This is a genomic window from Streptomyces sp. Z423-1, from assembly GCF_013009255.1.
GTDB lineage: Bacteria > Actinomycetota > Actinomycetes > Streptomycetales > Streptomycetaceae > Streptomyces > Streptomyces gossypiisoli.
In genome coordinates, this window is sequence record NZ_CP053109.1 from 5950990 (window position 1) to 5970305 (window position 19316).

Genomic DNA, 19316 nt, shown 5'->3' on the forward strand with positions numbered 1-19316 from the left:
CTTCCGGCCCTGATAGACGCTGAGATCGCCCCCCGGGTTGCCCACGGGCGGGGTGCGCGATGATGGACAGGTTCCGCCTCAGTTCCTCTCCAGGAAAGGTCCCGTCCCCCTATGGCACCGCGCATCCTGCTGGCCCGGCACGGGCAGACGGAGTGGTCGCTGGCCGGAAAGCACACCGGCAGGACCGACATACCCCTCCTCGACGAGGGGCGGCGCGGCGCGAAACTCCTCGGCGAACGCCTGCACCAGGCGCCGTATGCCGGGCTCCCCGACGTCGAGGTGCGCACGAGCCCGCTCTCCCGCGCGCGTGAGACGTGCGAACTGGCCGGCTTCGGCACGCGCGCGCGTACCTGGGACGCGCTCCTGGAATGGGACTACGGCGCGTACGAGGGCCTGACCCCCGCCGACATCCAGTCACTCCGCCCCGGCTGGCTGATCTGGCGCGACGGCGTGCCCGGGGGCGAAACCCTGGCCGACATGACCGCCCGCGCCGACGAGGTCGTCACCTGGGCCCGCTCCCAGGACCGCGACGTCCTGCTCTTCGCCCACGGCCACATCCTCCGCTCGATCGGCGCCCGCTGGCTGGGCCTGCCCCTCGACTTCGCGGCCCGGATCCGCCTGAACCCGACCTCGCTGTCGATCCTGGGCTGGGCGTACGGCGAGCCCGCGATCGAGACCTGGAACGACGTGGGGCACTTGGCGGGGTAGCCGCCGCGACTGCACCCGCGGTAGCTGCGGGCAGTCGTGCCGCTGGGGCGGCACGGGTGGGCGGTGTGGGGGTACCTCCCAGGCCGTTCGGGCACTGGGGGAGGCACCCCGCCGGCGCGGGTGAGCGTCCCACCCTGCCTCAGCCACCACGCCGGGGACGACGCAACCTCGCCGGCGTCACACCGACCGCGGCAACGAAGCATGCCGCTCCAGAAACTCCGACACTCCCGACGCCCGCCGATGCGGCAACAGCACCCGTGCCGTCCCCGCCAACATCGTCTGAATCCGCGACGACTGCACCTCGTCCAGCAGATCCAGCACCCGCATCCCCGCGGCCGCCGCCTCATCGGGCCGCCCCCCGCGCGCGAGATCGTCCGCGAGCTCCGCCGTGTACAGCGCGATGTTCCGGGTGAAGTGCGGATCCTGCAGATGCGCCGCCCGTCGCGCATGCCGCGCCGCCCGCGTCCAGTCACCCAGCGTCGACCAGCACTGCGCCTCCAGCGCCTCCAGCTCGGCCTCCCCGTAGAAGCTCATCCACTCGGGATCCGCGTCCGAGGCACCCCGCTCATAGAGGGCATGCGCGCGCGTCAGCGCCTGCGCGCACCCGGTGCGATCGGCGAGCCCCGCCCATCCCCCCGCCTCACGCAGCGCCAGCAACGACATCAGCCGAGCCGACCCCAGGGGCTGCGCGATCCGCTGCGCGGCCTGCGCCGCCCGCACCGCCTCCCGCGGCCGCCCGGCATCCCGCGCGAGGAACGCCGTGTTGCAGAAGGCATGCGCCTCCAGCGCCGGATCCCCGGTCATCCGCGCGGTCGCCAGCGCCTCCGCGTAGTGCGAACGCGCGTCGTCGAACCGTCCCGAGTCGTGCGCCAGCCACCCCACGGAGATGGCCAGTTCACCGGCGCCCGAGTGCAACCGGTCGGCGGTCGCCTGCCGCGTCGCGCCGGCGTCGAGCAGCGCGTACGCGGCGCGCAGCGGAGCCGCCGCGCGCCGGTACAACCCGTCCGCGCCATGCCGGTCGTCGAGCAACCGGATCCTGCGAACTGCCTCTTCGAGTGCGCCCGCCTCGCTCGCCCCGGGGCGCCGCACGGAGCGTTCCGCCGCCGACGCGTCGAGTGCGAGCCCGAAGGGGCCCAGCGAGGCGGCGGCCACGGTGGCGCCCCCGCCGGTCATGAATGCGCGACGTAGCACGTCGCTCTCCTCGTAGTTGATGTGCGTGTCGTACGGGTTCTGCGTGTCATACGGCTCGCCCGCCCCGCGAGTCTCACTCGCGCTCTGCGCCGGGCTCACGGAGTGCACGGGGGGCGTGTCCTCGTCCACGCGCGCCCCGCGCCCCCGTCCGCGTACGGACGAGCGGGGCGCGAACCCCAGGTCGGTGAGCGTGCGTCCGGGGAACATATGCAGGAACACCCGCTCGTAGGCGTAGTTGGGGCAGCGGATCTCACCCGCCTCCACCCGGCCGATGTAGCGCGCGTCACAGCTGACCCGCTCGCCGATCTCGCGCGCGGCCCGCCGCACCGCGGCGGCGAACTCGGCGGGCGAGCGCCTGCCGCGCAGCTGCCGGAAGGCGAGGTTGGGCTGCGGTGGCTGGTTGGGCTGGGACGAGGTCGCGCTTGACGACGTCATGGCCGGGTCCTCTCGTGCGAACCGTCGAACCATGCCGGATCGGGGCGAGTTGCGCGATTTGTCACAGTGATGCCCTGATTCCGGCGGGCAAGAACGTACCTGCTGTGCCGGGTCCGCCACGCAGTGTTTAGCTACAAACCGGATATCTCATCCGGGATCTGCCATGAACTGCCATCCTTGCGGCGCACTTCCGCCGTAGCCGTTGACGTGGTCCAGCGTTGAACCGGGTGGACCGGGAGCCGCCCGGCTCCCGACCTGCTCGCCCAAGGAGGGGTTCCGTGGTGGAGGCCGGGATGGAGACCAGCCAGAGCATCGTTTCTCGTACGCCGCTGCCCGCATGCGACCTCGTGACGGTTCCCGCCCGGCAGGGGCTGGAGGCGGTGGACATCCTCCGGCGCGGCGAGGTCGAGGCCGTGGGTCCGGTCCTGCACGACGACGACTGCGACACCCTCTGCTTCGTGGTGCCGCCCGGTACGGCGGCGGCGTGGGACGTGCCGGGCAGCACGTGCACGGAGACCAACGGGCGCGGACTGCCCCTGGCCCCCGAGCCGCCGGCCGGCGGACCCGAGGCGCTCCCCGGCTCGGCGTGGCTGCTGCCGCCCAGCGAGGCCGAGCTGGCGACCGACCCGGCGGTGCTGCGCCGGGCGCTGGGCGAGGCGGCACGGACGATCGAGGCGGCGGACAACTGCCGCTGACGGGCACGGCGGCCTCGGGCGGGCCGCGGACGCGAGCATCCCGCGCTGCTGCCGCGCCGCCGACCGGCCCCCCGCGCGCCCGCGCGCAGACGCCGGCTGAGCTGATCTCCTCGTACCCGCCGATAATGGCTGAGTGGGAAAGTCCAGGAAGCCGCGGCGGGCGCAGGCCGCCCTCGAAGCCGTCGTCGAGACCGTCGACGGTGGCCTCGCCCAGCTGATCCCGGACCGGGACCGGGCGCGGGCCTGGACCCTGCTGATCGACGGCGCCCCGCAGTCGCACGTCGATCTGGACGACCCCGCGTTTCTGTCGTTCGAGTACCAGCGGCGCTTCGGTCATGTCATCGACCTCGCCGCCCCGCCCGGCAAACCCCTGCAGGCCGTGCACCTCGGTGGCGGCGCCCTCACCCTCGCCCGTTACGTCGCCGCCACCCGCCCGCGCTCCACCCAGCAGGTCGTCGAGCGCGACGCATCTCTCGTCCAACTGGTCCGCCGCGAGCTGCCGTTGGCGCCGGGCGCGCGCATCCGGGTGCGGTCGACGGACGCCCGCGAAGGGCTCGGCAAGGTGCCGGACGGGTGGGCCGACCTGGTGGTGGCCGACGTCTTCAGCGGCGCCCGGACACCCGCCCACCTCACCTCCACGGAGTTCCTCGACGAGGTCCGCAGGGCGCTGCGCCCCGGTGGGCTGTACACCGCCAACCTCGCCGACGGGCCGCCGCTCGCCCACCTGCGCGGCCAGATCGCCACCGCCGCCGCCCGGTTCACGGAACTCGCCCTGGTCGCCGACCCTGCGGTGCTGCGCGGAAAGCGCTTCGGCAACGCGGTCCTCGTCGCCTCCGACCACCCCCTCCCGATCGCCGAACTGACCCGCCGCGCCGCCTCCGATCCCCACCCCGGCCGCGTCGAACACGGCAGACGGCTCACCGACTTCACCGGAGGCGCCACCCCGGTCACGGACGCGGCGGCGGTCGCCTCACCGGCACCGCCGTCGTCGGTCTTCCATTGAACGCTGACACTCAACGTTCAACGTGGAACGGGGGCGACCTAGTACGTACCGATCTCCACCCGCGGCGGCCCGTCGTGCCAGGTACAGAACACCGACACCCGCTCGGCGCCCGCGGCGAACTCCACCCGGATCCACGTCTCCGTCTTCCACACCTGCATCGACCAGCCCGCGTCCGGGGTCGCCGACACCAGCGTCGCGGAGCTCTCACCGAGGTCGAAGACGACCCGGCCGCCGTCGGTCGCATAGCTCTTGACCTGCCCCGACGCGGAAGCGGAGGCGGTCGGGGCCGGGCTCGCGCCCGTGTTCGCCCCATTGCTCGCGTCGGCCGAGGGCGTCGGCTTCCGGGGCGGCGACGGGCTCGGGCTCCTCGACGGTTCGGGCCGCCGCGTGCTCGCGGCGGTGGACCGAGGCTCCGGCTCGCGCGTCGCCGTGTCGGCCGCGGTGACGGGAAGGGCGCGCGGCGGGTCGTACACCGTGCCCGCCATGACCGTGTGGACACCCCACCACGACAGCGTGGTCGCCGCGCCCGTGGCGAGCGACCAGGCCAGTACGTGTACGACTCCTCTGAGCATCGCGGGCCATACTGCCTCACCCACGCCACTGCCGTCCCATCTGTCACGGGAGATGAGAAGTTATCCACAGGCGCCGAGTTGTCCACGGGCGCCGGACCGGGCTCGCTCGCATGGCGTACGGTGCGGCGCATGGCAAGTGTGCTCGTGGTCGAGGACGACCAGTTCGTACGCTCGGCGCTCATCCGGCATCTGACCGACGCCTCGCACACAGTGCGCAGCGTCGGTACGGCACTGGAGGCGCTGCGCGAGGTCGCCCATTTCCGCTTCGACGTGGTCATCCTGGACCTCGGCCTGCCCGACCTGGACGGGTCCGAGGCCCTGAAGATGCTGCGCGGCATCACGGACGTACCGGTCATCATTGCCACCGCCCGGGACGACGAGACGGAGATAGTGCGGCTGTTGAACGCCGGCGCGGACGACTATCTGACCAAGCCGTTCTCCGTCGAGCACCTCTCCGCCCGGATCGCCGCGGTCCTGCGCCGCTCGCGCGCGGCCGGGGGTGACGCCCCGCCGTCCCCGGTGCTCCGGGTCGGCGGACTGACGGTGGACCCGTTGCGGCGCCAGGCGGAGCTGGACGGGGTACGACTGGACCTCACCCGGCGCGAGTTCGACCTGCTGGCCTTCCTGGCCGGGCGGCCCGGTGTCGTCGTGTCACGCAGAGAGCTGCTCGCCGAGGTGTGGCAGCAGTCGTACGGCGACGACCAGACCATCGACGTCCATCTGTCCTGGCTACGACGGAAACTGGGCGAAACGGCCGCGCGACCGCGCTATCTGCACACCTTGCGCGGCGTCGGTGTGAAGCTGGAGCCGCCGGGAGCGGAGGCACGGCCATGAGGTGGGCGCTGGTCAAGGTCTCGCTGGCGGTCACCGCCATGGTCGTGGTCGCCTTCGCGGTGCCGCTCGGGCTGGTCATCAAGGAGATGGCCCGCGACCGCGCGTTCTCCGACGCCGAGCGGGACGCGGCGGAGATCGCCCCCGCGCTGTCCATCACCACCGACCGGTCCCAGCTCGAACGCGCGATCGCCGCCGCGGGTTCCGGCGACGGGATGGCCCTGCACATACCGGGCGGCGAGGGAACGCAGGCCGTCGGCATCGGGCGGCAGCGCGCCGCCGACGCGGACATCCAGGCCACCCGGGAGATGGGCCGCGCCTCCACGGCCGAGGCGCCGGGCGGTTCGGCCCTGCTCCAGCCGGTGGCGCTGAGCTCCGGCCGGCTCGCCGTCGTCGAGGTGTTCATCCCCGACACGGCGGTCGCCAAGGGTGTGGGTACGGCGTGGGCGGTGCTGGCCGGGGTCGGGCTGGCGCTGATCGTCGGGTCGGTCGCCGTCGCCGACCGGCTGGGCGTGCGGATGGTGCGGCCGGCGCAGCGGCTGGTCGAGGGCGCGCGGGAGCTGGGCGAGGGCAAGCTGGGCGCCCGGGTGCCCGAGGAGGGGCCGCGGGAACTGCGGCTGGCCGCGGTGGCGTTCAACTCGATGGCCGACCAGGTCGTCCAGCTCCTCGCGAACGAGCGCGAGTTGGCGGCGGACCTGTCCCACCGGCTGCGCACGCCGCTGACCGTGCTGCGGCTGAACGCCGCCTCGCTCGGGGACGGCCCGGCCGCCGAGCAGACCCGGGCCGCGGTGGCCCAGCTGGAGCGTGAGGTCGACACGATCATCCGGACCGCCCGCGAGGCCAAGCCGCAGACCGCCGCGGCCGGTCCCGGCGCCGGGTGCGACGCGGCGGAGGTGGTGCGGGAGCGAATGGAGTTCTGGTCGGCGCTGGCCGAGGACGAGGGCCGCAAGGTGCGCATGGCGGGCGTGGACCGGCCGGTGCGGATACCCGTGGCGCGCACCGACCTGGCCGCCGCGCTCGACGCGCTGCTCGGGAACGTCTTCCGGCACACCCCCGAGGGCACCGCCTTCGCGGTGGATGTGCACAACGGCGAGGACGCGGTGATCGTGCTTGTCTCCGACGCGGGGCCCGGCATACCCGACCCCGAGGCGGCGATGGCGCGCGGCCGGGGTTCCGGCACCGACGGCTCGACCGGCCTCGGGCTGGACATCGTGCGGCGGCTCGCGGAGTCCACGGGCGGCGACGTGCGGATCGGGTCGTCGGTGCTGGGCGGCACGGAGGTGCGGATCTGGATCCAGCTGGACGGGCGGGAGCGGCCGCCCGGGCGGCGCAGTCACCGCGGGTCCATGAGGCGCCGCAGACCGGGCAGACCGAGCGCGACCTTTAACCGCCCCAGATCCGTTCCTTAAGCGCACCATAAGATCCCCAACGCCGGTCTGGATCAGGCGCTTTGCCCGATTCCGGCTCGCTAGCGTGCTGCCGCGTCCCGCCCCAGGGACCTCTGTGAATCCCCGTGAACAGCGAAGGCAGGCACGTGATGAGCACGCACCGGCGCAGGATCAGTGGCAGGAACAAGGCGATCGGCGGCGCGGTCGCCGCGGCCGTGGCCGGGGGCGGCGCGTTCCTGTTCACCGGCACCGCGCAGGCGGCCGGGATCGGCGCGGCGTACACCAGGACCAGCGACTGGTCGACGGGATACACCGGGCAGTACGTCGTCACGAACAACAGCGGTCGGGCGAAGGCCGACTGGACGCTGGAGTTCGACCTCCCGTCGGGTGCGAGGCTCAGCTCGTTGTGGAACGGCGAGTCGAGCGTGAGCGGACAGCACGTCACCGTGCGGCCGCCGTCCTGGGACAAGGACGGCCTGGCGCCCGGCGAGTCGGTGACCGTCGGCTTCGTCGTCAACGGCTCGGCGGACCCGGCCGGTTGCCGGATCGACGACGCGAAGTGCTCGACGGACGACTCCGCGACCCCCGAGCCGACGGGCCGCCCGACCGACGCCCCGACCCCCACCCAGGCCCCCACCCCGACCCCGACTCAGACCCCTTCGGCCACCCCGACCCAGGCCCCCACACCGACCTCCACCGCCACCCCCTCCCAGAGCCCCGGCACCGGCACCCCCACCACCGCCGGCTTCGCCCCGTACGTCGACACCTCCCTCTACCCGGCCTTCGACCTCCTGGCCGCCGCCGAGGCGACCGGCGTGAAGGACTACAACCTCGCCTTCATCACCGACGGCGGCGGCTGTACGCCGAAGTGGGGCGGGGTGACCGACCTGGCGAGCGACGCCGTGGCCCAGCAGATAGGCGCGCTGCGGGCCAAGGGCGGCGACGTCCGGGTGTCGTTCGGCGGCGCGGCCGGCAGTGAGCTGGCCACGGCGTGCCCGTCGGCGGACGCGCTGGCGGCGGCGTACGGGAAGGTCGTCGACGCCTACGACCTCACCAAGGTCGACTTCGACGTCGAGGGCGGCGCGCTGCCCAACACGGCGGCCAACACCCGCCGCGCCCAGGCCATCGCCGAACTCCAGCAGCAGCACCCCGGCCTGGACGTCTCCTTCACCCTCCCGGTCATGCCCGAAGGCCTGACCCAGGACGGCGTGAATCTGCTGGCCGACGCCAAGAAGAACGGCGTGGAGATCAACACCGTCAACATCATGGCGATGGACTACGGCCCGGCGTACAGCGGCGACATGGGCACCTACGCCGAGCAGGCCGCCACCGCCACCCAGGCCCAGATCAAGAGCGTGCTCGGCCTGTCCGACAGCGCGGCCTGGAGGACGGTCGCCGTCACCCCGATGATCGGCGTCAACGACGTCGTCACCGAGGTCTTCAAGGTGGAGGACGCCACCCAGCTGGTGAACTTCGCCAAGTCCAAGGGCCTCGGCTGGCTGTCGATGTGGTCCGGCACCCGCGACAAGGCCTGCCCGGGCGGCCCGAAGCCCGCGGCCGACGCGACCTGCAGCTCCATCGACCAGGACAAGTTCGCATTCGCCAAGGCGTTCGCGGCCTACAACTGAGGACGGCCCCGAACACCGACGGCCCCCTTTGCGGAACCCCGCGCCGCCGCCGCGGCGACTTGTAGCATCTGAGCACCGCGCGACAAGGGGGACGCATGATGGAACTGGCCGACGTTGGCGGCGAGCGCTGATCGGGGCCTGCGGTCGGAGCGGGCCGCGGAGATCATCGTAGGGCTCCCCGGTACGGGACGTCGTGGCTCGGGATACCTCGTCGCACCGGGACGCGTGCTCACGGCCGCGCACGTCGTGGCGGGTGCGGTCGGCGTGCGGGTGCGGTTCGAAGCGGACCGGCCCGGCGAGCGGACCGTCGAGGCGTCCGTGGCGTGGGCGCACGCGGGGATCGACGTGGCTGTGCTGACGGTGCCGCAGGACGGCGACGTACCAGCGGTGTCGTACGGCCGTCCGGGCGAGCAGGACGCGGTGCTGCGGTGCACCGCGCTCGGCTTTCCCCGTTTCAAACTCCGCACCGGCGCGGACGGTTCCCGCTTCCGGGACGCCGAGCACGTCCACGCGACCTGCGCGGTGCTGTCCAACCGGCGGGAGGGCACGCTGGACCTGGGCGTCACCCCGGCGCCCGCCGAGGACCCGGACCCGGGGCGGGACGCCTGGGAGGGCATGTCCGGCGCCGCCGTCTTCAGCGGCGGCCGACTGGTCGGGCTCGTCACGGTCCACCACCGTACGGACGGCCCGGGCCGGATCGCGGCGAGCCGGGTGGACCGCTGGGCGGAGGCACTGGACGCATCCCAACAGGCCGTACTCGAAGGGCTGCTGGGGCATCGGCTCGGCCTCTCCGCACTGCCCTCCGTCGCACCCGGCACGGGCGCCGACCTCGTCCAGGAGGCCTACCGTGCTCAACTCGCCGACATCGCGCCCGAGTACCTGACGGGGCGGGCCACGGATCTCGCGGACCTGGTCTCCTTCTGCGCGGACCGGGAACCCTACCTCTGGCTCCAGGGACCGCCGTGGGCGGGCAAGACGGCGCTGGCGGCGTGGTTCGCCCTGCACCCGCCGCGCGGAGTCGTCCCGGTCTGGTTCTTCATCACCGCGCGTTACGCGAGCCAGTCCGACAGCGACGCGTACACCGCGGCCGTCATCGACCAGCTCGCCACCATCGCGGGCCGCGCGCCGGCCACCACCGGCTCCCCGACCGCCCGGGACGGCGAGCGCCGGCTGCTGCTGCGCCAGGCGGCCGAGCAGGTGGCGCGGGACGGCGGCACGCTGCTGCTGGTGGTCGACGGCCTGGACGAGGACCAGTCCCTCACGCCCGGCGGCACCGGCACGAGCATCGCCTCCCTCCTGCCCGAACGTCCGCCACCCAACGTCCGCGTCCTCGTCACCAGCCGTACCAGCCCGGGGCTTCCGGCCGACGTTCCCGGCGGACACCCGCTGCGCACCTGCCGAGTGGCGAAGCTGTCGGCCACGGCCGCCTCCCGGCACACCGAGTACGAGGCCAAGTACGACCTCCACAAGGCCCTCTCGGGCGACCGCCTGCAACGCGACCTCGTCGGCCTCCTCACCGCCGCACGCGGCACCCTCACGGTCGACGACCTGCGCGAACTCACCGGCGAACCGGCCTATGAGCTGCGCGGGCGGCTGGGCAGCGCGTTCGGGCGGATTCTGCAGCTGCGCGGTGACGCCGGTGGCGAGGGAGGAAGCGGTGGCCCCGAGGGCTACGGCGACGACCTGGTCCTCTACACGTCCACCCGCGGCTATCTCTTCGCCCACGAGACGCTGCTCACCGCCGCCCAGGACGAACTCGGCCCGGACCTGGGCACGTACCTGGAGCGTCTGCACGCGTGGGCGGCGTCATACGAGCAACGCGGCTGGCCGGAGGGCACCCCGCTGTACCTCCTCCAGCCCTACGGCCGCCTCCTCGCGTTCCTCCAGGAGGCGGGCCGTCTCACTGACCTGGCGGTGGACGTCCGGCGCCGCGACCGGCTGCTGGAGGCCACGGGCAGCGACGCGGCCTGCCTGGCGGAGATCGCCACGGCGCGGGAGACGGTGCGGCGGGTCGCTCCCGACGACCTGGGGGCGCTGGCGGCGCTCGCGGTGGCGGGGGATCTGGTGGCCCAGCGCAACGAGGGCCTGCATCCGGACATCCCGGCGGTGTACGCCAGGTTGGGACGGACCCGGCATGCGATCGGGCTGGCCCGCAGTGTCTTCCAGGCGGCCGACCGGGTGCGCGCCCTGGTCGCGGTGGCGCGCGTGCTGGCGGAGACGGGGGACCGGCGGGCGAGGGGAGTGGCCGAGGAGGCGGTGCGACTGAGCAGGACGGAGGCGAAAACCGACGGCGCCCACACCCCGCACTCCGTGGCGGCGCAGGGAGTTCTGGCCACGGTGCTGGCACACGCCGGACGAGGCGACGAGGCGGTGCGGCTGCTGCGCGCACTGCCGCTCCCGACCAACGGCCGGAGCAGCGAATCCTTCGTCGAGGCGCTGACCACGACCGCCCGTGCGCTCGACGACCCGGTGCGTGCGGCCGGAGTGCTGCGCCTGGCGGAGCGTGCGGCCGAGGCGGTCTGGCCCCGGCAGGAACGCATACCGGGGCTGGTGACGGTCGCCGAGGCCTGGGCGGCCACGGGCTTCCCCGACAAAGCGGATCGTCTGTACGACTCCGTGGTCGGGTTCTCCCGGCGTCGCGCGGGCGCGCCGGGGAACCTGCCCGCCGTGGCCGCGGAGGCACTGCGCACGGCGCGCCCGCACGACGCCGAGGCCCTCGCCTCGCTGGCCGTCCCGGCCCGGGACGAGCCCGAGCAGTTCCGTGCTGTCCGGGAGCTGCTGGACGCGGTGCGTGGACTCGTCGTCAACAACCGGTTCGCGGAGGCCGAGCGACTCGCGGATTCGGCGCTGATCGAGCGTCCCATGCATATGGACGCACAGCAGGACCTCTGGTCGGCGATCGCCCTGGGGTGGGCGTCCGCCGGACGGGCGGCGCAGGCGTGGCGGGTACTCGGACTCGGCACACAGTGGGGGTACGTCAGCGCCGTACGCGGCCTCGCCGGGCGCACGGTGCGGCTCCTGGCGGCGGCCGGTCACGCCGACGAGCTCGAAAAAGTGCTCCTGCACAGCGCCGACTCGCACCTGTGGGAGGTGCGGGCCGAGGCACTGGCCGCGCTCGCCACTCACGTCGCTCCCGGCCATCCCGAGCGGGCGCTGCGGCTGCTCCGCCAGGCCGAGGACGCGCACCGCGCCGGGAGACCCCGAATCCACCTCCTGAACGAGAGGAGCCTCGGCGCGTTCGCCGGCGCGCTCGCCGCGATCGGCCGGCCCGATGACGCGGGGCGGCTCCTCACCGCGGTCGGCTCGCCCCTGATGCACTCGTGGGGATGCGCTGCGGCGGCCCTGGGCCTGGCGCGTACGGACAGGGGCCGGGCGCTGCGCTTCGCGGAGCGGGCTGTCGAACTGGCCTTCGCTCCCGACCGCCCCATGATGGTGCGGTCCGTGCAGATCGCCGCCGTTCAGGCCCTTGCCGCCGCCGGGGCGGCTGAGCGGGTCCTCGACATCCTGGAGAAGCTCCCGGAATCGGGAGCCCTGCTCGCCGAGCGCGACCGTGACGACCTGTGGACATGGGTGGTCGAAGGACTGTGGCCGCATGCTCGGGAACAGGCCGGGCGATGGGTGGACGGCGTCCTGCCGGGTCTGCGCGACGCGTCGGTACCGGAGGTCACCCGGCTGCTCGTCGCCGTGGGCCGCCACGACCCCGAATGCGGCGCCCGCATCCGGCGCATCCTGCGGGACCGGGCCACGGACCCCGGCCTCCGGGAGCAGCTCCAGGACTTCGAACAGGCCCTCCTCGCGCTGTCGGTGCCGGACGGCTGTCCGGCAGCCGCCCCCGACCTGGACGCGATGGCGGGCAGACACGACGAGTGGCCCCGGCACACCCGGACGGCCGTCGTCCTGGCACTGACCTACGCGGCACTCGGCGATCACGAGGCGGCCCGGAACACCGCCTTGCGCCCGACGAGCGGTACGGAACGGGCGGAGGCCTGCGTGCACCTCGCCGCGTACACCGCAGGTGTGCATGACGAGATGACGGTCGTCCCCCTCGTCAGCGGCCCGCTGGTCATTCCCCCGATCGCCCGCCGCCTCGCCGCCCGGCTCCACCCGCCGCGGTCCGGTCCCGACCTCCCCCGTGCCCGAGCCCTCCTGGCGGAGGCCCTGACGCCCGAGGGCTGGGACGAAGCCGCCCAGGTCCTCGCCGAGATCGACCCGGACGCCGTACTCCGCGCCCGCGACGTCGTCTTCGCCCACCTGGGGCTCGACGGGACGTCCTCCCAGTGAACGGCGGGGCGCGACACCCACCGGTGCCGCGCCCCGCCCTCTCCCCCCGCCCCCGGCTACACCCCCTCGACCGGCGGCAACGTCCCCGACCGCGCCGCCTCGCCGTACCACAGGGCGCTCGACTTCGGCGTCCGCTCCAGCGTCGCGTAGTCCACGTACACCGCGCCGAAGCGCTTGCCGTAGCCGTACGCCCACTCGAAGTTGTCCATCAGCGACCACAGGTAGTAGCCACGGACATCGGCGCCGTCCGTGATGGCCTGGCGGACCGCCGACAGGTGGCCGTGGAGGTAGGCGATGCGCTCGGGGTCGTGGACGCGGCCGTCGGGGTCGGGCTTGTCGTCGTAGGCTGCGCCGTTCTCGGTGATGTACAGCGGCAGGCCCGGCGCCTCCCGCGTGTACCGCATGATCAGCTCGTGCAGGCCGGAGGGGTCGATCGTCCAGCCCATCTCCGTGCGCTCGCCCGGCGTCTGGTGGAACGCCACGTCGTCCGCGCCCGGCCAGGGGGAGTGGTCGCTGGAGCCGTGGCCGTCGGCGCGCGGGCCCTTCGCCTCGGGGTCCGCCGCCGAAACCAGCGTCGGCGTGTAGTAGTTGAGGCCCAGCGCGTTCAGCGGCTGGTTGATCGCGCGCAGGTCGCCGTCCTGGACGTACGACCAGTCGGTCACCGATTCCGTCGCGGCCAGCAGCGTCTCGGGGTAGGCGCCGTGCAGCATCGGGCCGTGGAAGACCCCGTTGGCCAGGTCGTCGATCGTGCGGGCCGCCACCAGGTCGGCCGGGTCCTGCGAGACGGGGCGGACCACGGACGAGTTGAGGGACACCGCGATGGAGTTGCGGGCCGGCATCACCGACCGCAGCGCCGACGTGCCCAGCCCGTGCGCCAGGTTCAGGTGATGGGCAGCCCGCAGCGAGGCCGCCGGTTCCGTACGGCCGGGAGCGTGCACCCCGGAGCCGTACCCGAGGAAGGCGCTGCACCACGGCTCGTTGAGCGTGATCCAGTGCTCCACCCGGTCGCCCAGCGCCTCGCCGACGATCTGCGCGTACTCGGCGAACCGCAGCGCCGTGTCCCGCTCCGGCCAGCCACCCGCGTCCTCCAGCTCCTGCGGCAGGTCCCAGTGGTACAGCGTGATCGCCGGCTTGATCCCGGCGGACAGCAGCTCGTCGACCAGGCGCCGGTAGAAGTCGAGGCCGACCTGGACGGCGGGGCCGCGGCCGGTGGGCTGCACCCGGGGCCAGGAGACCGAGAAGCGGTACGCCTTCAGGCCCAGCTCGGCCATCAGCGCCACGTCCTCGCGGAAGCGGTGGTAGTGGTCGACAGCGATGTCACCGGTCTCGCCGCCGGCCGTTTTGCCCGGCGTATGGCTGAAGGTGTCCCAGATGGACGGCGTACGGCCGCCTTCCCGCACCGCACCCTCGATCTGGTAGGCGGAGGTGGCCGCGCCCCAGAGGAAGGCGGGAGGGAAGGACACCGGCGATTCGGGTTCAGGCATGGAAGCGCTCCCATCGGAGGTCGTGGAGACCCACGAAGAAGTAGAGGAGTGGGGGAGAGGAAGGGGGCCGAGGCGGCGGTGACCCGGCCCCCTGGGTGAGCGGGCGTCAGCCCTTGACCGCACCCTGCATGATGCCGCCGACGATCTGCTTGCCGAAGATCGCGAAGACCAGCAGCAGCGGCAGCGTACCGAGCAGCGCACCGGCCATGATCAGGGACTGGTCGGGGGTGTAGCCGCGGCCCAGACCCGCGACCGCCACCTGGACGGTCGGGTTGCCGGTCTGGGTCAGCACCAGGAACGGCCACAGGAAGTCGTTCCATGTCTGCACGAACATCAGCATGCCGAGCACCGCCATCGCGGGCCGGGCCGCCGGGAACACGATGTGCCACACCACGCGCCAGCTGCTCGCGCCGTCCACCCGCGCGGCCTCGATCAGCTCGTCGGGCAGCGCCTGCAACAGGTACTGACGCATGAAGAACACGCCGAACGCGCTCACGATCGACGGCAGGATCACCGCCTGGAGCTGGTCGGTCCAGTCCAGCTTGGCCACCATCATGTACAGCGGGATGACGCTGAGCTGCGGCGGCACCATCATCGTGCCGATGACGATCAGCATCAGCGCGTTACGGCCCTTGAACCGCAGCTTGGCGAAGGCGAACCCGGCGATCGTCGACAGGACCACGATGGTGATCGCCGAGATCCCCGCCACGATGGTGGTGTTGAGGAAGGCCTCGCCCAGGTTGGCGTCCGTCCAGGCGATCTCCAGGTTGTCCATCAGGTTCGACCCGAACCAGAACGGCGGCGGCGTCTCGGCCAGCCGCTGGTTGTCCCGGGACGCGGCGATCGCCGTCCACACCAGCGGGAACAGCGAGCCGATGGTGAACAGGGCGAGGATCGCGTACGCGACGGGCCCGGCGTGCAGGGTCCCGCCGGCGCGCGCGGCCTTGGGCCGCCGGACGCGCTTGGCCTCCTCGGCCGGCGGTTTGGTCAGTGTCGTCGTCACGGCCGGTCTCCTTAACTACTGGCGCGCAGCCGGCGCGAGATGACGTAGTTGATGATCCCGATCAGGATGAGGATCAGGAACATCGTCCAGGCGATGGCGGAGGCGCGGCCCAGGTGCTGGTTGACCCAGCCCTGCTCGTACAGGTACAGGCCGAGCGTCTGGAACTGGTGCTGGGACCCGCCCGAGGCGCCCTTGTTCGCGTCGAACAGCAGCGGCTCGCCGAACAGCTGCGAGGCGCCGATGGTCGACACGATGACGGTGAACAGGATCGTCGGGCGCAGCGACGGCAGCGTCACATGGAAGAACTGCTGCCAGCGGTTGGCCCCGTCCAGCGCCGCCGACTCGTACAGGTCCTGCGGGATCGCCTGCATGGCGGCCAGGTAGATCAGCGCGTTGTAGCCGGTCCAGCGCCAGATGACGATCGTGGACACCGCGATCTGCGAGGGCCACTTGTCGTTCTGCCAGTCGATGTTGTCGATGCCGACGGCCCCCAGCGCCCAGTTGATCATGCCGTAGTCGCGGCCGAAGAGCAGCACGAAGACCAGCGAGGCGGCGGCGATCGAGGTGGCGTACGGGGCGAGCATCGCGACCCGGTAGAAGGTCGAGGCGCGCAGCTTGTAGTTGAGGATGTGGGCCAGGCCCAGCGCCATCAGCAGCTGCGGGACGGTGGAGATGATGCCGATGGTCAGGGTGTTGCGGGCCGCGTTCCAGAAGAAGTCGTCGTCGAAGATCCGGGTGTAGTTGTGCAGGCCCACCCAGTTCATGTCGGTGGGCGCGGTCAGCTCCACCTGGTGCAGCGAGGCCCAGCCCGTGTAGACCAGCGGGAACAGGCCGAAGGCCAGGAACAGCAGGAAGAACGGCGAGACGAAGGCGTACGGGCTCCAGCGCATGTCCCGCTGCCAGCGGCGGGAGAGCCGGGCCCGGTGCCGCCGCTCCTTCTCGGAGACCGGCGCGCCGCCCGACGGGCGGCCCGGGGCCGCGCCCCCCTCCTTCGCGGGGGACGCGGCGGTGTCGTGCCCAGTGGTCATACGGGTCACTGGTCCAGGTTGTTGTTGATGGTCTTCACGGCCGTGTCCCAGGCCTCCTTGGCGGACTTGCCCTGGGCGACGAGGATCACGCCGTTGTCGGTCAGACCCTGCTGGATGACCTGGTCCTTCGGGCCGATCACCTGCACCGGTGCGCTCTTGGCGGCCTCGGCGAAGATCTCGCCGATGGGGGCGTCACCGGTCATCTCGTTCGTGGCGCTCTTGACCTCGGGCGTCTCGTACGCGGCCGGCGTGCTCGGGAAGTTGCCCTGCACCTTGAACAGCTTGGCCTGCTGCTCGGGCGCGGTCAGCCAGGCGGCCAGCTTCGCCGCCTCCTCGACGTTCTTGCCGGACTTGGGCACGGCCAGGAAGGAGCCGCCCCAGTTGCCGGACTTGGGCGCCGCGGCCACGTCCCACTTGCCGGCCGCCTCAGGCTTCGACTTGCCCTTGATGTAGCCGAGCATCCACGGCGGGCAGGACATCGCGGCGAACTTGCTGTTGGCGATGGTGGTGTCCCAGGCGGGCTGGAACTGCGTCTGGTTGCCGACCAGTCCGTCCTCCGCGGCCGCCGCGGTCAGGTCGAAGGCGGCCTTCACGGCCGGGTTGGTCTCGTAGATGACCTCGCCGGAGGAGTCGTAGAACCGCTCGGTCTCACTGCTGAGGATGGCCTGGATCAGACCGCCGGGGGAGTCCATGAAGGTGGTGCCGTCGGGGGCGTTCTTCTGGTAGTCGCGGCCGGCGTCGACGAACTTCTCCCAGTCGCCCGCCCACAGCTTGCCGACTTCCTCACGGTCGGTGGGCAGTCCGGCCTGCTGGAACAGGTCCTTGCGGTAGCAGATGGCCATCGGGCCGACGTCGGTGCCGAGGCCGATCGTCTGGCCGTCGGGGGTGGCGGCCTGCTTCCACTTCCACTCCAGGTAGTCGCTCTCCTTGCCGTACTTCGACAGGTCGACCAGCTTGGAGCCCTGGGTCTGCGCCACCTCGGCGATGTTGCCGACTTCGACGGCCTGGATGTCCATCAGGCCGCTGTTGGTGGTGAGGTGGTTGACGAGCGCGGGGTAGTAGTTCTCGTTGCGCTCGGTGACGTTCTCCTTGATCGTGATGTCCGGGTTGAGCTTCATGTACTCGTCGTAGAGCCCGGCTTCCTTGAAGCCCATCGTCCCGAAGAGGCCCAGGGTGATCGTGGTCTTGCCCTCGCCGCCCGACGAGCCGGAGCCGCCCTCGTCGCCGCCGTCGTCGGCACAGCCGGCCAGCAGCCCGGCGCCCAGCGTCGCGATGGCCGCGAGGACCACCGACTTACGTGCTCGCATTGCGTCCTCCTGTTGCCCTGACGTGCCGACCCCCCGGCCAACTGCATGGTTGGGCCCGTAAGTTGTACTCGCTGCGGCTCGGGCGGGGAACGTGCGGGTTGTGTATGTGTCAGGTACTGTGGGAGCGCTCCCACAGGTGATGTGTTGAAGGGTCGTCGGTTCCCGCGGGGGTGTCAAGGGAGCGGACGGCGGGAGATGCGTTCAGTTATCGGGCTGTTAACTGGAACCCGAGAGTCCGGGTCGTGCGCCGCGCGGAAGCGGTTTCGGCCCTTCCGGGGGTGCGGCCGGCGATGGCCAGCCCACCACACGGGACTGTTAGATTCCAGGCCAGCGTGATGAACGGCGGCGGAAGGCGGAGCCCATGGCAGGCCACGGAGCGCGGGGCCGGAGCGGTGGCCGGCCCACCCTGGAGGAGGTCGCCGCGCGCGCCGGCGTGGGCCGGGGCACGGTCTCCCGGGTGATCAACGGCTCGCCCCGGGTCAGCGACGCGACCCGCGCGGCGGTGGAGGCGGCGGTCGCCGAGCTCGGCTACGTCCCGAACACGGCGGCCCGCGCCCTGGCCGCCAACCGCACGGACGCGATCGCCCTCGTCGTCCCCGAGCCGGAGACCCGGTTCTTCGCGGAACCGTACTTCTCGGACATGCTGCGTGGTGTCGGTGCCGCGCTGTCCGACACCCAGATGCAGCTGCTGCTGATCTTCGCGGGCAGCGACCGGGAGCGGCAGCGGCTCGCCCAGTACCTGGCGGCGCACCGGGTGGACGGCGTCCTGCTGGTCTCGGTCCACGCCGACGACCCGCTCCCGGACCTGCTCGGCCAGCTGGAGATCCCGGCGGTGATCAGCGGCCCGCGATCGGCGGAGGAGACCCTGACGTCGGTGGACTCGGACAACTACGGCGGCGCCCGCTCCGCCGTCGAACACCTGATCGCCCGGGGCTGCCGCCACATAGCGCACATCACCGGCCGCCTCGACGTCTACGGCGCCCAGCGGCGCATCGACGGCTACCGCGAGGCGCTGCGCGACGCCGGGCATGTGGTGGACGAACGGTTGATCGAGGCGGGTGACTTCACCGAGGAGGGCGGGCGACGGGCGATGACTCGACTGCTGGCCCGCTGCCCCGACCTGGACGCGGTCTTCGCGGCCTCCGACGTGACCGCGGCGGGCGCCCGCCAGGTCCTGCGGGAGGCGGGTCGTCGTATCCCCGAGGACGTGGCCCTGGTCGGCTACGACGACTCGGCGATCGCCCGCCACATGGATCCGCCGCTCACCAGCGTCCGCCAGCCGATCGTGGAGATGGGCCGGAGGATGATCGACCTGCTCCTCACGGAGATCGCCGACCGGCGCCCGGCGGTGTCGCGGGGGCTGGAGCGGCGGCAGGTGGTGCTGGCTACGGAGTTGGTGGAGCGGGCGTCGTCTTAGGGCGGGGTTGGGGTTGGGGTGCGCCGGGTTGGGGCCGGGGTACGCCCGGGTTGTGGGGCGGGTTGTGGGGCTGGGGTGCGCGGGGTTGTGGGTCGGGTTGTGGGCTGGGGTGCGCCGGGTTGCTGGCTCGGGTCGCGCGGGGTGGTGAGGCCGGGGTGCGCGGGGTGGTGAGGTCGGGGTGCGCCAGGTTGCGGGACTGGGCTGCGGGGCCGGGTTACGTGGGGTGGTGAGGCCGGGGTGCGCCAGGTTGCGGGGCCGGGCTGCGGGGCCGGGTTGCGCCGGGTGAGTCAGGGCCGCCGCCCGGACGGCCCGGTCGGAGGGCGGGCTCCGCGGGCCGTGCATAAG

14 protein-coding genes are annotated in these 19316 nt (G+C 72.6%); 8 read left to right on the plus strand and 6 right to left on the minus strand.

Going from position 1 to position 19316, the window contains the following annotated elements:
• Positions 1-111: 111 nt before the first annotated feature.
• A complete protein-coding gene (locus HJD23_RS26755; protein ID WP_171114012.1) occupies positions 112-708 on the plus strand; it encodes a histidine phosphatase family protein in 597 nt (198 codons plus the stop codon).
• A 177-nt stretch (positions 709-885) separates the two neighbouring features.
• Here HJD23_RS26755 and HJD23_RS26760 read toward each other — a convergent pair whose 3' ends face one another.
• On the minus strand, positions 886-2334 hold the full coding sequence (locus HJD23_RS26760) for a hypothetical protein (RefSeq protein ID WP_171114011.1): 1449 nt from the start codon (positions 2332-2334) through the stop codon (positions 886-888).
• A gap of 293 nt (positions 2335-2627) precedes the next feature.
• On the opposite strand from HJD23_RS26760, the gene HJD23_RS26765 reads away from it, so the two are divergent.
• Both HJD23_RS26765 and HJD23_RS26770 read left to right on the plus strand, forming a co-directional pair.
• Positions 2628-3029: a hypothetical protein gene (locus HJD23_RS26765; RefSeq protein WP_197973764.1), complete on the plus strand. Its 402-nt coding sequence runs from the start codon at positions 2628-2630 to the stop codon at positions 3027-3029.
• A 133-nt stretch (positions 3030-3162) separates the two neighbouring features.
• A complete protein-coding gene (locus HJD23_RS26770; RefSeq protein WP_171114009.1) occupies positions 3163-4032 on the plus strand; it encodes a fused MFS/spermidine synthase in 870 nt (289 codons plus the stop codon).
• Between the two features lie 38 nt (positions 4033-4070).
• On the opposite strand, the gene HJD23_RS26775 is transcribed toward HJD23_RS26770, so the two are convergent.
• Complete coding sequence (locus HJD23_RS26775) at positions 4071-4604, minus strand: hypothetical protein (protein ID WP_171118745.1); 534 nt, start codon at positions 4602-4604, stop codon at positions 4071-4073.
• 129 nt (positions 4605-4733) lie between these two features.
• Here HJD23_RS26775 and HJD23_RS26780 point away from each other — a divergent pair, with 129 nt between their 5' ends.
• The 4 genes from HJD23_RS26780 to HJD23_RS26795 all read left to right on the plus strand — a co-directional run bounded on the left by HJD23_RS26780 (position 4734) and on the right by HJD23_RS26795 (position 12732).
• Entirely contained in the window at positions 4734-5438 is a 705-nt protein-coding gene (locus tag HJD23_RS26780; protein WP_141315914.1) for a response regulator transcription factor, read from the plus strand.
• Positions 5435-6844, plus strand: coding sequence for a HAMP domain-containing sensor histidine kinase (locus HJD23_RS26785; RefSeq protein ID WP_171114008.1), 1410 nt, complete (start codon positions 5435-5437; stop codon positions 6842-6844). The genes HJD23_RS26780 and HJD23_RS26785 overlap by 4 nt, the downstream gene beginning before the upstream one ends.
• A gap of 128 nt (positions 6845-6972) precedes the next feature.
• Positions 6973-8451 carry a cellulose binding domain-containing protein gene (locus HJD23_RS26790; protein ID WP_171114007.1) on the plus strand — a complete coding sequence of 493 codons (1479 nt, stop codon included), beginning with the start codon at positions 6973-6975 and terminating at the stop codon, positions 8449-8451.
• A 114-nt stretch (positions 8452-8565) separates the two neighbouring features.
• Positions 8566-12732, plus strand: coding sequence for a trypsin-like peptidase domain-containing protein (locus HJD23_RS26795; protein ID WP_240981211.1), 4167 nt, complete (start codon positions 8566-8568; stop codon positions 12730-12732).
• A 56-nt stretch (positions 12733-12788) separates the two neighbouring features.
• Here the strand turns inward: HJD23_RS26795 and HJD23_RS26800 are convergent, their stop codons facing one another.
• The 4 genes from HJD23_RS26800 to HJD23_RS26815 form a co-directional block, all read right to left on the minus strand.
• Entirely contained in the window at positions 12789-14216 is a 1428-nt protein-coding gene (locus tag HJD23_RS26800) for a GH1 family beta-glucosidase (RefSeq protein ID WP_171114005.1), read from the minus strand.
• 106 nt (positions 14217-14322) lie between these two features.
• The gene (locus HJD23_RS26805) at positions 14323-15219 is read right to left on the minus strand and encodes a carbohydrate ABC transporter permease (protein WP_171114004.1); all 897 of its coding nucleotides are present in this window, start codon (positions 15217-15219) and stop codon (positions 14323-14325) included.
• Between the two features lie 11 nt (positions 15220-15230).
• Entirely contained in the window at positions 15231-16247 is a 1017-nt protein-coding gene (locus HJD23_RS26810; protein WP_171114003.1) for a sugar ABC transporter permease, read from the minus strand.
• Between the two features lie 5 nt (positions 16248-16252).
• Positions 16253-17554, minus strand: a complete 1302-nt coding sequence (locus tag HJD23_RS26815; protein WP_171114002.1) for an extracellular solute-binding protein — start codon at positions 17552-17554, stop codon at positions 16253-16255.
• Between the two features lie 361 nt (positions 17555-17915).
• Here HJD23_RS26815 and HJD23_RS26820 point away from each other — a divergent pair, with 361 nt between their 5' ends.
• Positions 17916-18971 (plus strand): LacI family DNA-binding transcriptional regulator, encoded by a 1056-nt coding sequence (locus tag HJD23_RS26820; protein WP_171114001.1) that lies wholly within the window; start codon positions 17916-17918, stop codon positions 18969-18971.
• The last annotated feature ends 345 nt before the right edge of the window (positions 18972-19316 follow it).

Coding starts and splice junctions, on each gene's coding strand:
- HJD23_RS26760 (WP_171114011.1), bottom strand. CDS start 2,334: ATGACGTCGTCAAGCGCGACCTCGTCCCAGCCCAACCAGCCACCGCAG.
- HJD23_RS26775 (WP_171118745.1), bottom strand. CDS start 4,604: ATGCTCAGAGGAGTCGTACACGTACTGGCCTGGTCGCTCGCCACGGGC.
- HJD23_RS26820 (WP_171114001.1), top strand. CDS start 17,916: ATGGCAGGCCACGGAGCGCGGGGCCGGAGCGGTGGCCGGCCCACCCTG.
- HJD23_RS26780 (WP_141315914.1), top strand. CDS start 4,734: ATGGCAAGTGTGCTCGTGGTCGAGGACGACCAGTTCGTACGCTCGGCG.
- HJD23_RS26815 (WP_171114002.1), bottom strand. CDS start 17,554: ATGCGAGCACGTAAGTCGGTGGTCCTCGCGGCCATCGCGACGCTGGGC.
- HJD23_RS26755 (WP_171114012.1), top strand. CDS start 112: ATGGCACCGCGCATCCTGCTGGCCCGGCACGGGCAGACGGAGTGGTCG.
- HJD23_RS26785 (WP_171114008.1), top strand. CDS start 5,435: ATGAGGTGGGCGCTGGTCAAGGTCTCGCTGGCGGTCACCGCCATGGTC.
- HJD23_RS26790 (WP_171114007.1), top strand. CDS start 6,973: ATGAGCACGCACCGGCGCAGGATCAGTGGCAGGAACAAGGCGATCGGC.
- HJD23_RS26800 (WP_171114005.1), bottom strand. CDS start 14,216: ATGCCTGAACCCGAATCGCCGGTGTCCTTCCCTCCCGCCTTCCTCTGG.
- HJD23_RS26810 (WP_171114003.1), bottom strand. CDS start 16,247: ATGACCACTGGGCACGACACCGCCGCGTCCCCCGCGAAGGAGGGGGGC.
- HJD23_RS26765 (WP_197973764.1), top strand. CDS start 2,628: ATGGAGACCAGCCAGAGCATCGTTTCTCGTACGCCGCTGCCCGCATGC.